The organism is Pseudomonas sp. PS1(2021), from assembly GCF_020405165.1.
GTDB lineage: Bacteria > Pseudomonadota > Gammaproteobacteria > Pseudomonadales > Pseudomonadaceae > Pseudomonas > Pseudomonas aeruginosa.
This window is the reverse complement of sequence record NZ_CP084484.1, coordinates 1,631,747-1,644,035: the sequence shown is the minus strand read 5'-3', so window position 1 is coordinate 1,644,035 and position 12,289 is coordinate 1,631,747. Positions and strand designations below refer to the sequence as shown.

Sequence of the window (12,289 nt, the reverse complement as noted above, 5' to 3'; positions counted from 1 at the left end):
CTTTAACCAGCGATACCGCCATGCATGTACTGCTCACCGAAGACGACGACCTGATCGCCAGCGGCATCGTCGCCGGCCTCAACGCCCAGGGCCTGACCGTGGACCGGGTGGCCAGCGCCGCCGATACCCAGGCGCTGCTCCAGGTGGCGCGCTTCGACGTGCTGGTCCTCGATCTCGGCCTGCCCGACGAGGACGGCCTGCGCCTGCTGCAACGCCTGCGCCAGCAGGGCGTCGACCTGCCGGTGCTGGTGCTGACCGCGCGCGACGCGGTGACCGACCGGGTCGCCGGGTTGCAAGCCGGCGCCGACGACTACCTGCTCAAGCCCTTCGACCTGCGCGAACTCGGCGCCCGCCTGCATACCTTGCAACGGCGCTCCGCCGGGCGCTGCGTCAACGTCATCGAACACGGTCGCCTCAGCTACGATCCGAGCACCCGCGAAACCTGGCTCGACGGTCGCCCCGTGGAGCTGTCGCGACGCGAACAGGCGCTGTTGCAGGCATTGCTCAACAACCGCGGGCGGATCCTCAGCGGCGAGCAGCTCAAGGACAGCGTCTATGGCTTCGGCGACGAGGTCGAGAGCAACGCCCTCAACGTCCACATCCATCACCTGCGGCGCAAGCTCGGCAACGCCATCGTGCAGACCGTGCGCGGCCTCGGCTACCGCCTCGGGCCGGCGCGCGGCGACGGAGACGACGCATGAGCCTGCGCCTGCGCCTGACCCTGATCCTCGGCTCGGCCTTCATCCTGCTCTGGTCGCTGGCCGCGGCCTGGATGCTCTGCGACCTGCGCGGGCAGATGATGCGCTCCTTCGACCAACGCCTGGCGGCCTCGGCGCGGATGGTTGCCGGCCTGCTCCAGCAGTTGCCGCAGCCGCAGCCGGCGGACGGCCAGACCACGCGCCTGAGCGCGGAGCAACTGGGGATTCCCAACGGTATGGCCTGCCAGGTCAGCTCATTGCGCGGCGAAGTCCTGGCGCAGAGCCATGCCACCCCGGAGCGGGCGCTGGACAGCACCGCCAGCGGCTTCCGCGACCAGGAAATCAACGGCGTGCTGTGGCGCAGCTTCACCGTGCAGGCCGGCGACCTGCGGGTCAGCACCGCCGACCGCCTGGAAGAGCGCGACGTGCTGCAACGCTCGGTGGTGGTGGCCGCCGCGGTGCCGGTGACGGTCGCCCTGCTCGGCAGCCTGGCCCTGCTCTGGCTCGGCGCCGGCCAGGGCCTGGCGCCGCTCAAGCGGATTCGCGACGCCCTCACCCGACGTGGCGCCGACTCGCTGGAGCCACTGGAGCTGGCGGCCCTGCCGAGCGAACTGAAGCCGCTGGTGGAAACCCAGAACCAGTTGTTCCAGCGCATCGCCCAGGCCATCGAACGCGAGCGACGCCTGACCGGCGATGCCGCCCACGAACTGCGCAGCCCGCTGACCGCGATCAAGACCCACCTGCAGGTCGCGCGCATGACCGAGGGCGCCGCCGCCGAGCAGGCCCTGGCCCACGCCGAGGAAGGCGCCGACCGTCTGCACCGGACACTGGACCAGCTGTTGCTGCTGGCGCGGGTGGAAGGCAGCCTGTCGTTCGACGACGGCGTGCAGTGCAGCGCCGAGGACGCCGCCCGGGTGGCCATGCACGACGCCGGCCACGGCGACGTGCGGATGTTCGAACTGAAGCTGGCCGACGGCTTGTCCGAGGCGCCGCTGGAAGTCCCCTCGGTGCTGGCCATCGCCGCGCTGCGCAACCTGCTGGACAACGCCCTGCGCCACACCGCCGCCGGCACCCGGGTGGAGCTGGCGGTGGAAACCGCGCAAGGCTGCGCGCGCTTCCACGTCCGCGACCACGGCCCGGGCATCGCCGAAGCCGACCTGCCGCACCTCACCCGGCGCTTCTGGCGCCACGGCAAGAGCGGCGGCAGCGGGCTCGGCCTGGCCATCGTCCAGGCCATCGTGCAACGCTGCCAATGCCGGCTGGACTTCGACAGCCGCGCGGACGGCCTGCGGGTGACGCTGGAAATGCCGCTGCGCGAGTGATGCGCGGGCACCACGCGCCCCACCCACTCGCCAACCGACTCCGTAGGGCGAATAGCCGCTCCGCGGCTATCCGCCGGACCCAGGCCCAGGCATCGGCGGATAACGCCGTGGCGTTATCCGCCCTACCCAGGCGCCGACCTGCTTCCGCCGGACCGGGTCTCCGTCCTGCGGACGCCAGGCCACGAGGGTCAGATTCCCTGTCCCAGCAGCACGCCGTTGACCTTCTGTCCATACAGGTTGACGCCGTCGTTGGCATGGAACTTCTGCCGCGTCTTCTCCACCGAACCGTCCACCAGGCGCGGGTCCTGCGGGCGCTCGTGGCTGTTCATGAAGGCGGCGACGTCCCAGGCGTCGCGGTCGCTGAGGGTACCGGGCTTGCCCAACGGCATGTTGTACTTGATGAAGGAAGCCGCGGTGTTGATGCGGTGCATGCCCGCGCCCCAGTTGAACGACTGCGCGCCCCACAGCGGCGGGAACACCGCCTGCCCCAGAGCCATCTGGCCCTGGCCGTCGGCGCCGTGACAGATAGCGCACTGCGCGGCATAGACCTTGGCGCCGCGCTCGATGCTGTAGCCGCCTTCCGGCGGGGCCACCTCCGGATAGCCGCGTCCGGGCAGGCTGACCCCGGTCGGCGCCTGGCTCGCCAGCCAATAGGCGTAGACGGTCAGGGCCTTGATCTCCGGGCTGTCGGCCGCCGGCACCTTGCCGTTCATGCTGAACTGGAAACAGCCCTGCAGGCGCTCGGCGAACGTATTGACCTTGTTGTTCTTGGCGCGGAACGCCGGATAGACCGGGTAGGCCGCCCACTGCGGCGCGGAGTTGGCCCGGCGGCCCTGTTCGAGATGGCAGTTGACGCAGTTGAGCTGGTTGCCGACCAGATGCGGCGCGTTCTTCCGGGTTTCCACGAACAGCGCCTGGCCCTGGCGGACCATTTCGCCGAAGGCGTTGTCCGGGAGGCTGCTTTCCGCCGGCGGCTGGAACGGCTCCGAGGGCGCCGCTGCCGCGTGGACGGGGGCAACCAGCAGGCCGGCAACGGCCAGGGAGAGGATCGACGGCATGTTCATGGCTGGCCTCCCGCCTGACCGAGGGTGGCGAAGAACTGGCTGACGCTGCGGATCTCCTCTTCGCTAAGGGATTTGGCGATATGTCCCATCAGATCGTTCGGGTCGTTGCGGCGAGTGCCAAGCTGCCAGGCGCGCAACTGGTTGCTCAGGTACATCTCGCCCTGCCCCTGCAACGGCGGGAAAGCCTCCCCCACGCCGCTGCCAGCCGGACCGTGGCAGGTCACGCACTCTGGAATGTTGCGCTCCCAGGCGCCACGCACCGCCAGGGTCTCGCCGGGGCTGTGCGGGGTGGCCACGCGCGACAGCGCCACCGGCTTGGGCGCCGGCATTGCCGCGAGGGTAGTGGCGAGCGCCTGGATCTCGTCGTCGCCGAGGGCATCGGCTATGCCCTTCATCACCGGGTGCTCGCGACTGCCGCCCTGCTTGAGGTCATGCAGTTGCTTGCTCAGGTAGGCGGCGGGAAGGCCCGCCAGGCGTGGAAAGCCGGCGGCGGCCAGGCCCATGCCATCGGCGCCGTGGCAGGTGACGCAGGCCGCGGCGGCCGGGTTGGCGCCGCCCAGGGTATAGAGTTTCTGGCCGTCGACGGCGGCCTGGGCCGTCGCCGCCAGCAAGGCGGTCAATGAAAACAGCAGTCGGTGTGCAACCGGCATGGCAGGGTTCCTCTCTGGCTTATTGTTTTTAGTTCTAAGTTTAGAACCAAAAAACCTATCGCCGAAAGACCCTACCGCACGCAGGTCTACATCATTTTCCCTACAGGCCCCGGATCACGCCCCTTTCAGCCCCGCGACGATTTCGCAAGAGCGCAGCCGATGGGCGTGCTCGTAGAAGTCGCTGGTGAAGATAAGCTCGTCGGCGCCGGTCTGCTCCAGGAGGATCTCCAGGCGCGCGCGAACCTTCTCCGGACCGCCGATCACCGCCAGGCCGAAGAAGCTGCCGACCGCATCCTGCTCGTGGGGCAGCCACAACGGCGCCATGCTTTCCACCGGCGGCTTCTGTTTCAGGCTCTCGCCGCGGATCAGCGCCAGCACGCGCTGGAAGGCGGTAGTGGCGAGGAACTCGGCCTCTTCGTCGGTAGGTGCGGCGATCAGCGGCACGCCGATCATCGCGTAGGGTTTGTCGAGTACCGCCGAGGGCTGGAAGTTGCTGCGGTAGATGCGCAGCGCCTCGTGCAGGTAACGCGGTGCGAAATGCGAAGCGAAGGCATAGGGCAAGCCTTTCTGCGCCGCCAGGTGGGCGCTGAACAGGCTCGAACCGAGTAGCCAGATCGGCACCTGGGTACCCTCGCCCGGCACCGCCAGAAGGCTCTGCTGGGAACGGCGCGGGCCGAGCAGCATTTCCAGCTCGGCGACCTGCTCGGGGAAGTCGTCGCCGTTGCCCAGGCGATCGCGACGCAAGGCGCGCATGGTCGCCTGGTCGGCGCCGGGGGCGCGGCCAAGGCCGAGGTCGATGCGGCCCGGGTAAAGCGTCTCCAGGGTGCCGAAGTTTTCCGCCACCACCAACGGCGCATGGTTCGGCAGCATCACCCCACCCGAGCCGACGCGGATCCGCGAGGTACCGCCGGCGATATGGCCGATCAGCAGCGCGGTGGCGGAGCTGGCGATGCCATCCATGTTGTGGTGCTCGGCCAGCCAGAAACGGTTGAAGCCCAGGCGCTCCACATGGCGCGCCAGGTCCAGGGAGTTGTGCAGGGCTTCGGCCACGCTGCCGCCGGTGCGCACCGGCACCAGGTCGAGCATGGACAGGGGGATATCAGCAAGCGTTGTCATGAAGGCTCCAATCGGCAGCGGGCGATGGCCAGGGCGCGAGACACGCGCGGAAGGACCTCGCCCGGGGTTTGGATCAATTCTATATCACGCGTTATAGTTTTTGCCCACGGAGAATCCATGGGCTTTTTCCAGCCAAGGAGCGCTGTGGCGTCAGGCGGCCTCGACCGCCAGCAGGGAATCCCAGGCCGCCATCGCGCAGCGGCCGATGGCCAGCAACTGCTGGCGGCTGGCGCCGTCGCGGGCCTGGATCGACAGGCCCTGGAGCACGCTGCTGTAGAAACTGGTGAGCGCGTCGAGATCGGCTCCGGCCGGCACGTCGCCGTCAGCCACGCCTCGCGCGAAACGCTCGCGCAGCAGGCGCGCGGCGCGCCGCCGGTGATCGCGCAGGTAGTCTTCGACGCCTTTGTTGGCCGGCGAGAAATTGGTCGTGCTGAGGTCGACCAGGCAACCGCGCGGCTTGCCTTCCGTGGTGTAGCTGACGGCGGCGCTTTCCAGCAGCGCGGCGATCGACTCGCGCGCCGTCGGCAGGGCGAAGGCGCCCTTGGAAAGCTGGCACTCCTGGCTCAGGTAGAGTTCCACCGCCGAACGGAACAGCGCCTCCTTGGAACCATAGGCGGCATACATGCTCGGCGCGCAGATGCCACCCATGGCCTCCTTCAGCGCAGCCATGGTCGCGCCTTCGTAACCGGCCTCCCAGAACACGTCGAGCGCCCGGCGCAATGCCTGTTCACGATCGAAGCCGCAGGGGCGTCCACGCTTGGCCATGGGAATTCCTGAGAAAAAAACACGTCATATGGTAACACCGGCGAACAGTCGCAAGGCTGGAGGGGGTCGCTTGATCCATCACCGCGCTCGATATACACCATGCAGGCTTTTTACTTCTGCCGGTTCTCCCGCTGGGCAAACATGCTCTCCAAAGGCAAACGCCCACCCTTCCTCAGGAGAACCGATCATGTCCAGCTTCAGCGCCCTCGCCAGCTACTTCGCCGCTTCCGCGTTCTACAGCAATGCAGTGACCCCTACTCGCCCGGTTCAGGCCAGCGCGCCCGCATCGACCAGCGAGAAGAAATGAGCCCAAGGAGGCATCCATGCTCTCAGCCCGCTCCCGCAAGGCCCCGACCTATGGCGTCACCTATGTGAGCCTCGAGGATTGCACCCTGCACTTCGAGACCGAGTACATCATCGAGCGCCGCGACGGCAGCCTCGCGCACATGCCGATGCGCACGCCGGTCAGTGAGCGCGAAGCCCTGCAACGCCTGATCGAAAGCTGCATCGACGACTGATACCTCCAAGTGCCCGTGTGCCGCTCTCAGGAGCGGCCAGCGGCGTTTTCCCAATCCGCCACCAGCGTCCGCAGTCGCGCGTCGCGCAGTTCGAAGAGTTCCAGCAGCCCCAGTGCCCGGATCGCCGGCAGCAGGGCGCGCAGGTCTTCTTCGGCCTGCCGCCGTTGCGCCGCGGGCAGTTCCTCCTCAAGCAGCAGCCGGGCGTTGGCGATGAACGCGCCGACGCTGCCCTTGCGTATCTCCACGCCGCCCAGGCGGATGCGGTCCTGTCGGTCGGGAAGGATGTCTTCGGCTTTCATGGCGTGCTCCAGGCAAGAATGATGAGCCGCCAGGCTACATCCGCAGTCGAATGGCCTATTATCCATTCCAGGCCAATCATCGTCGTTTTTCCGCCAAATGCTTCCGGAACCCCTGCCCGTCCCGCTCTTCGCCCTGCGCATCGACCGCGCAGCCAGCCGCACGGCCTCCCACCGCCATGCCTGCGGCCAGCTCTACTGCCTGGAGCGCGGCCTTCTGGTGGTCGAGGACGAGCATGGCCGCCAGGCCCTGCCTCCGCGCCAGATCGCCTGGATCCCACCGGGTCACCCACACTCGGCGCACTCCCACGGCAGCCTGGCGGGCTGGAGCGCCTACCTCGCCGCCGAACACTGCCGCGACCTGCCCCGGCACCCCGGCGTGCTCGCCTGCTCGGCTTTCGTGGCGCTGATCGTCGAACGCGCCACCCGCTGGCCGACCGGCTCCGCCTGGAACACCGAACGCGAGAACCTGCTGCGCGTGCTGCTGGACGAACTGCGCCACGCCGTGCCCCAGCGGACCCGCCTGCCCTATCCGGGGGATTCGCGCCTGCGCAGGATCGCCGAGGCATTGCTGGCCAACCCCGGCGATCCGCGGCCGGCGGCCGAATGGGCACGCTGGGCGGGCCTCAGCAGCCGTAGCCTGAGCCGGCTGTTCGGCGCCGAGACCGGTATGAGCTTCGCGCAATGGCGGCAACTGGCGCGACTGCACGCGGCCGTCGAACGGCTGGCAGCGGGCCAGGCGGTCGGCGAGGTCGCCTGGTCGCTCGGCTACGAAAGCCCGAGCAGCTTCGCCAGTGCCTTCCGCGCAGTATTCGGCGAGACGCCGTCCGGCTATTCCAGTCGCGCCAACGAAGCGCTAGCCTGAACCTTCCGCGCCACGAGCCTTTCCCCATGAGCCACGCCAATACGCCCCGCGACTGGGTTCGACGCGCCCCGCAACACGGTGCGGTGGAACGCATCGAGGCTTACTTCGCCGGCCACGGCTACGATCCGCATCGCCACGACACCTATGCCATCGGCCAGACCCTGGCCGGAGTGCAGAGCTTCCGCTATCGCCGCAGCCAGCGCCACAGCCTGCCGGGCGGCTGCCTGGTGCTGCATCCCGACGAGCTGCACGACGGCGAGGCCGGCAGCCAGGAAGGGTTCCGCTACCGGATGCTCTACGTCGAGCCGGCGCTGATCCAGCAGGCCCTCGGCGGCCGGCCGCTGCCGTTCGTGCGCGGGGGCTTGTCCGACGACCCGCGCCTGATCGCCGCCAGCCGGGCCCTGCTACAGGCCATGGATACCCCGCTGGAGCCGCTGGAAGAACAGGACGCCCTGTTCGAACTGGCCCACGCCCTCGACGCCGTGGCCGGCAACCGGGCGCGCGGCAGGCGCCACTTCGACTTCGTCGCCGCCGAGCGCGCCCGGCAGTACATCCACGCGCACCTGGAGCGCCCGCTGAGCCTCGACGAACTGGCGCAGGTCGCCCAGCGCGAACGCTGGAGCCTGTCGCGCGATTTCCGCGCGCTGTTCGGCACCAGCCCCTACCGCTACCTGATCCAGCGCCGGCTGGACATCGCCCGCCGGCTGATGCTCGGCGGCCAGACGCTGGCCGAAGCCGCGCTTGCCGCCGGTTTCGCCGACCAGAGCCACATGACCCGCCATTTCGGCCAGAGCTACGGCCTGCCGCCGGCACGCTGGCTGCGTATGCTCGGCCGCGCCTAGCCAGGTTGCACGATCATCCAAGACCGCCCGCTCCGTAGCCGCCTACCCTGGCGCCAGAGACCAACCACCGGAGCGCACCGATGTCCACCAGCACAACCCAAGCGATCAACTTCGCCGCCAAGCTCGCCCTGTTCGACGACCGCTGGCAACCCAGGGTGATCGCCCAGATGAACGACTACCAGTTCAAGCTGGTGAAGATCGAAGGCGACTTCGTCTGGCACAGCCACGCCGACACCGACGAGACCTTCATCGTCCTCGCCGGTCGCCTGCGCATCGATTTCCGCGACGGCGCGGTGGACCTGGGCCCCGGCGAGATGTATGTGGTGCCGCGCGGCGTGGAGCACAAGCCGTTCGCCGAGAGCGAGGTGCGCATGCTCCTGGTGGAGCCCTGCGGCGTGCGCAATACCGGCGACCAGGGCGGCGAGCGGACGGCCGTCAACGATCTGTGGATCTGAAACCGCACCCATGAAAAAGCCCGGCTCGATGGCCGGGCTCTTTCGCTGCGGGTCGTCCTCAATCGGCGACGTGGATCACCACCCGGCCGCGCTTCGGACAGGTTTCCATGTAGCGGTGCGCCTCGACCACCTGGTCGAACTCGAATACCCGGTCGACCACCGGTTTGAGCAGGCGATCGCGGGTCAGTTGCTCGATGTGCGCGAGGGCCTTGCTCACCGACTCGTCGTTGCGTTCCAGGCCCATCTCCGGATGACCGGTGAAATCCATCAGGCAGTGGCGGTAGAACTGCAGGTGCTTCTTGAACGCGGCGCAGGCCGGGAACGCCGACTCGTTGCCGCCGTTGCAGCCATACAGCACCAGCTTGCCGCGGGTGGCGGAGACATCGCCGAGCAGGGTCATCTGCGGGCCGCCCAATTCGTCGAGGATGACATTGACGCCCTTGCCCTCGGTGAAGCGCTCGACTTCCAGGACCAGGTCCTGCTCGTCGGTCACCACCACCTTGTCGGCGCCCTGCTCGCGGAGGAACTCGCGCTCCTCGGCGGACTTGGTGGAAGCGATCACCCGCGCGCCGAGAGCCTTGGCCAACTGGATCGAGACCGGTCCGTACATGCGCGCCGCCTCGGTGATCAGCACGGTCTGCCCGGCCTTCAACCCGGCCAGGTCGACCAGGCCGAAATAGGCCACCAGCAGGCCGGTGTAGTAGACGCTGGCCTCCACCGGGGTGAGTACCTCGGGGTAGACCGCCAGGGCCGCGCGTGGCATCAGCACCACGTCGCCATAGGCCGGATAATGATCGGGGGTATGGGCGGGGAAACTGGCCACGCGGGAACCCAGCGGCAGGTCGCCGACGCCGGCGCCGACCGCCAGCACCTCGCCGGCCAGTTCGAAGCCGAGACCGGACGGCAGCGCAGCCTGCTCCGGGGCCAGGTTCTGACGCCAGAGCACATCCTTCCAGCTCACGCCGATCGCCTGGACACGCACCAGGACTTCCCCTGCGGCCGGCGCCGGGGTCGGCAGCTCTTCGCATTTGAGGACCTCTGGCGGGCCAAACTGATGAAAACGGATCACTCGGGACATCGCAAACCTCTGCAGTGCATCACGGGGTGAATAACCTCATGGGTTGTGACTGTATCCGCCCATGCCTGACAAAACCACCCGTCGTTATTGATAATGGCTATGCCTGTCAGTGATCCTATGCCCCTCCGGCACCTCGCCAGGCCCCGCCCCGTCTCGCACGCAAGGCTTGACGGCGAGCCCCCGCGGTTGCAGCCTCTAGCCCCTGGAAACGAGGAACGCCATGAACCGAAACGACCTGCGCCGCGTCGATCTGAACCTGCTGATCGTGTTCGAGACTCTGATGCACGAACGCAGCGTGACCCGCGCCGCAGAGAAACTGTTCCTCGGCCAGCCGGCCATCAGCGCCGCGCTGTCGCGCCTGCGCACGCTGTTCGACGACCCGCTGTTCGTCCGTACCGGACGCAGCATGGAGCCCACCGCGCGAGCCCAGGAAATCTTCGCCCACCTGTCGCCGGCGCTGGACTCCATCTCCACCGCCATGAGCCGCGCTAGCGAGTTCGATCCGGCGACCAGCACCGCGGTGTTCCGCATCGGCCTTTCCGACGACGTCGAGTTCGGCCTGTTGCCGCCCCTGCTCCGCCGCCTGCGCGCGGAGGCGCCGGGGATCGTCCTCGTCGTGCGCCGCGCCAACTATCTATTGATGCCGAACCTGCTGGCCTCGGGGGAGATCTCGGTGGGCGTCAGCTACACCGACGAACTGCCGGCCAACGCCAAGCGCAAGACCGTGCGCCGCAGCAAGCCGAAGATCCTCCGCGCCGACTCCGCGCCCGGCCAGCTGACCCTCGACGACTATTGCGCGCGACCGCACGCGCTGGTGTCCTTCGCCGGCGACCTCAGCGGCTTCGTCGACGAGGAACTGGAGAAATTCGGCCGCAAGCGCAAGGTGGTCCTGGCGGTGCCGCAGTTCAACGGCCTCGGCACCCTCCTCGCCGGCACCGACATCATCGCCACCGTGCCCGACTACGCCGCCCAGGCGCTGATCGCCGCCGGCGGCCTGCGCGCCGAGGACCCGCCGTTCGAGACCCGCGCCTTCGAACTGTCGATGGCCTGGCGCGGCGCCCAGGACAACGACCCGGCCGAACGCTGGCTGCGCTCGCGGATCAGCATGTTCATCGGCGATCCGGACAGTCTCTGAGCCATCCGGCGGCTACCTGCACGAGGCGTCGCAACGGGGAAATCGATCGCGCACCGCGAGCCTGTGGCTTATTCCATCGAAAGCACTGTCCATAACCATCGACTGTTACAGAAAACGAAAAACCATGTATCACTGTTCGTGATAATCAAAATCTCATCGTTATTAGTTCCCTGCCGGAGCAGCCCGCAGACTTCGCCAATCCCGAAAAACCGACTGGCGGAGTCAAGCATGGAACAGTCATCCCACTTCTTCTGGCGCTACCCCCTCGCACTCGCGGCCGTACTGGTCCTGAGCGCCTGCGGCAAGGCCCCGGAAACCACCCAAGGCATGGCGGCGCCCAAGGTCAGCGTCGCCGAAGTCATCGAACAACCGCTGAACGAGTGGGACGAATTCACCGGCCGCCTGGAAGCCCCGGAATCGGTGGAGCTGCGCCCGCGGGTATCGGGCTACATCGACCGCGTGGCCTTCCATGAGGGCGCCCTGGTGAAGAAAGGCGACCTGCTGTTCCAGATCGACCCGCGCCCGTTCGAGGCCGAGGTCAAGCGCCTCGAAGCCCAGCTGCAACAGGCCCGCGCGGCCCAGGCGCGGAGCGTCAACGAAGCCCAGCGCGGCGAACGCCTGCGCGCCAGCAACGCGATCTCCGCGGAACTCGCCGACGCCCGCACCACCGCCGCCCAGGAAGCCAAGGCGGCGGTCGCCGCGACCCAGGCGCAACTGGACGCGGCGCGCCTGAACCTGAGCTTCACCCGGATCACCGCGCCGATCGACGGTCGCGTCAGCCGCGCCGAGGTCACCGCCGGCAACCTGGTCAACTCCGGGGAGACCCTGCTCACCACCCTGGTCAGCACCGACAAGGTCTACGCCTACTTCGACGCCGACGAACGCGTGTTCCTCAAGTACGTCGAGCTGGCCCGCCAGGCCGGTCGCGACACGCGCAGCGAGAGCCCGGTGTACCTCGGCCTGAGCAGCGAGGACGGCAACCCGCACCTGGGCCGGCTGGACTTCCTCGACAACCAGGTCAACCCGCGTACCGGCACCATCCGCGGCCGCGCCGTGTTCGACAACGCCAAGGGCGAGTTCACCCCGGGCCTCTACGTGCGCCTGAAGCTGGTCGGCAGCAAGACCTACGCCGCCACCCTGATCAAGGACGAAGCGGTCGGCACCGACCTGGGCAAGAAGTTCGTACTGGTCCTGGATGGCGACAACAAGACCGTCTACCGCACCGTCGAGATGGGACCGAAGCTGGAGGGCCTGCGCATCGTCCGCAGCGGCCTGAGCAAGGGCGAGCGGATCGTCGTGAATGGCCTGCAGCGGGTCCGCCCGGGCATGCAGGTGGAACCGCAGAAGGTCGAGATGGCCAGCGCCGACACCCTGGCCACCCTCGCGCGCCTGCGGCAGTCGGTCGGCGACAGCGAACCACCGAAAGTGGCGGCGTCCAAGGACAACGCCACTCGCAACGAGCCGCGCGGCTGAGCGCGGCGATAG

General features: G+C 68.2%; 15 protein-coding genes. 9 read left to right on the top strand and 6 right to left on the bottom strand.

What is annotated here, in order from left to right:
* Positions 1-20: 20 nt before the first annotated feature.
* Positions 21-701 carry a response regulator gene (locus LE197_RS07975; protein ID WP_003103570.1) on the top strand — a complete coding sequence of 227 codons (681 nt, stop codon included), beginning with the start codon at positions 21-23 and terminating at the stop codon, positions 699-701.
* The gene (locus LE197_RS07970) at positions 698-2,020 is read left to right on the top strand and encodes an ATP-binding protein (protein ID WP_003089798.1); all 1,323 of its coding nucleotides are present in this window, start codon (positions 698-700) and stop codon (positions 2,018-2,020) included. The genes LE197_RS07975 and LE197_RS07970 overlap by 4 nt, the downstream gene beginning before the upstream one ends.
* Before the next feature lie 188 nt (positions 2,021-2,208).
* On the opposite strand, the gene LE197_RS07965 is transcribed toward LE197_RS07970, so the two are convergent.
* The 4 genes from LE197_RS07965 to LE197_RS07950 form a co-directional block, all read right to left on the bottom strand.
* Entirely contained in the window at positions 2,209-3,084 is an 876-nt protein-coding gene (locus LE197_RS07965) for a c-type cytochrome (RefSeq protein ID WP_023125879.1), read from the bottom strand.
* Positions 3,081-3,734: a c-type cytochrome gene (locus LE197_RS07960; RefSeq protein ID WP_031692886.1), complete on the bottom strand. Its 654-nt coding sequence runs from the start codon at positions 3,732-3,734 to the stop codon at positions 3,081-3,083. The genes LE197_RS07965 and LE197_RS07960 overlap by 4 nt, the downstream gene beginning before the upstream one ends.
* A 114-nt stretch (positions 3,735-3,848) precedes the next feature.
* Positions 3,849-4,850, bottom strand: coding sequence for an LLM class flavin-dependent oxidoreductase (locus LE197_RS07955; RefSeq protein ID WP_003089806.1), 1,002 nt, complete (start codon positions 4,848-4,850; stop codon positions 3,849-3,851).
* Positions 4,851-5,000: 150 nt separating this feature from the next.
* The gene (locus LE197_RS07950; RefSeq protein WP_003089808.1) at positions 5,001-5,615 is read right to left on the bottom strand and encodes a TetR/AcrR family transcriptional regulator; all 615 of its coding nucleotides are present in this window, start codon (positions 5,613-5,615) and stop codon (positions 5,001-5,003) included.
* Between the two features lie 187 nt (positions 5,616-5,802).
* Between LE197_RS07950 and LE197_RS37070 the strand changes: the two genes are divergently transcribed.
* Both LE197_RS37070 and ptrC read left to right on the top strand, forming a co-directional pair.
* Entirely contained in the window at positions 5,803-5,922 is a 120-nt protein-coding gene (locus LE197_RS37070) for a PA2485 family small membrane protein (protein WP_003116878.1), read from the top strand.
* A gap of 16 nt (positions 5,923-5,938) precedes the next feature.
* Entirely contained in the window at positions 5,939-6,133 is a 195-nt protein-coding gene (gene ptrC / locus LE197_RS07945) for a type III secretion system co-regulatory protein PtrC (RefSeq protein ID WP_003089814.1), read from the top strand.
* Between the two features lie 26 nt (positions 6,134-6,159).
* Here the strand turns inward: ptrC and LE197_RS07940 are convergent, their stop codons facing one another.
* Positions 6,160-6,432 carry a hypothetical protein gene (locus LE197_RS07940; protein WP_003089816.1) on the bottom strand — a complete coding sequence of 91 codons (273 nt, stop codon included), beginning with the start codon at positions 6,430-6,432 and terminating at the stop codon, positions 6,160-6,162.
* 97 nt (positions 6,433-6,529) lie between these two features.
* On the opposite strand from LE197_RS07940, the gene LE197_RS07935 reads away from it, so the two are divergent.
* From LE197_RS07935 to LE197_RS07925, 3 genes are all read left to right on the top strand, one after another.
* On the top strand, positions 6,530-7,294 hold the full coding sequence (locus tag LE197_RS07935) for an AraC family transcriptional regulator (protein WP_004349975.1): 765 nt from the start codon (positions 6,530-6,532) through the stop codon (positions 7,292-7,294).
* A gap of 26 nt (positions 7,295-7,320) precedes the next feature.
* Positions 7,321-8,136 (top strand): AraC family transcriptional regulator, encoded by an 816-nt coding sequence (locus tag LE197_RS07930; RefSeq protein WP_019485210.1) that lies wholly within the window; start codon positions 7,321-7,323, stop codon positions 8,134-8,136.
* An 80-nt stretch (positions 8,137-8,216) separates the two neighbouring features.
* On the top strand, positions 8,217-8,591 hold the full coding sequence (locus LE197_RS07925; protein ID WP_031692885.1) for a cupin domain-containing protein: 375 nt from the start codon (positions 8,217-8,219) through the stop codon (positions 8,589-8,591).
* Positions 8,592-8,649: 58 nt separating this feature from the next.
* On the opposite strand, the gene mexS is transcribed toward LE197_RS07925, so the two are convergent.
* Complete coding sequence (gene mexS / locus LE197_RS07920) at positions 8,650-9,669, bottom strand: oxidoreductase MexS (RefSeq protein ID WP_003103552.1); 1,020 nt, start codon at positions 9,667-9,669, stop codon at positions 8,650-8,652.
* A 220-nt stretch (positions 9,670-9,889) separates the two neighbouring features.
* Here mexS and mexT point away from each other — a divergent pair, with 220 nt between their 5' ends.
* Positions 9,890-10,804, top strand: coding sequence for a multidrug efflux system transcriptional regulator MexT (gene mexT, locus LE197_RS07915; RefSeq protein ID WP_003089829.1), 915 nt, complete (start codon positions 9,890-9,892; stop codon positions 10,802-10,804).
* 228 nt (positions 10,805-11,032) lie between these two features.
* On the top strand, positions 11,033-12,277 hold the full coding sequence (gene mexE / locus LE197_RS07910; RefSeq protein ID WP_022580473.1) for a multidrug efflux RND transporter periplasmic adaptor subunit MexE: 1,245 nt from the start codon (positions 11,033-11,035) through the stop codon (positions 12,275-12,277).
* Positions 12,278-12,289 lie beyond the last annotated feature (12 nt).